The sequence below is a fragment of the Cytobacillus firmus NBRC 15306 genome (assembly GCF_001591465.1).
GTDB lineage: Bacteria > Bacillota > Bacilli > Bacillales > Cytobacillaceae > Cytobacillus > Cytobacillus firmus.
The window spans coordinates 1-703 of record NZ_BCUY01000244.1; the positions used below are offsets into that span (position 1 = coordinate 1).

Genomic DNA, 703 nt, shown 5'->3' on the forward strand with positions numbered 1-703 from the left:
AGTAAGTGCTTCACCAATACGCATAGAGCTTTCCCAAAGTAGCTGTATTAAAAATTGATCCCGTATATTTACACAAGCATTCATAATTAATGCAATTTGATCTTTCGAGAGTGTTTTCGGCTGCTGTTTTGGCACTTTTAACTTCAAAATATGAGAGGTGAAGGATTTATTTTTGTTTATATGGTGCAGAAAACTTTTAAACCCCTTGCGGGATCCAGATACTTGTTTCTTTAAACGTTCTGTTAGCTGAATACTATAGTCCTCATGTCTCATTAGGTAGTCATAAAATCCAAGAACAGTATTGATGATGATATTTACTGTCTTTGCCTTTCTAATTGGCTGTTTAGGGAAGAGAGGAGTCACCTTTACATCCTGGTGCGGGTTTTGTAACCATCGCATAAAATCCGCCATTTCATCTATTCCAATATCACGATAATCCTTGTTTATTTGTTCTAAGAATTCAAAGAAATGCTTTAAATGATATGAGAATGACCGTAAGGTATTACGTGAGGATCCACTGTTGTCCTTAAACTTTAAATACTGTAAAACGGGCTGGACTGGCTCATTGTCATTATCTAATAACATGTACCGAGTCTTTCCTTCTTTTGTACAAAGGGTAATTACTCTCATGAAATCCATTCTCCTATAGCTGAATTGTCTAAAATGGCATGATTCCCAATTGATCTTCTAATTCAGCTTTTTC

General features: G+C 35.6%; 1 protein-coding gene. It reads right to left on the reverse strand.

Annotated features, from left to right (window positions below; all coding sequences use genetic code 11):
• Positions 1-630: site-specific integrase (locus BFI01S_RS22095; protein ID WP_235831273.1), on the reverse strand; the 630-nt coding region annotated here is incomplete at its 3' end.
• Between the last annotated feature and the right edge of the window lie 73 nt (positions 631-703).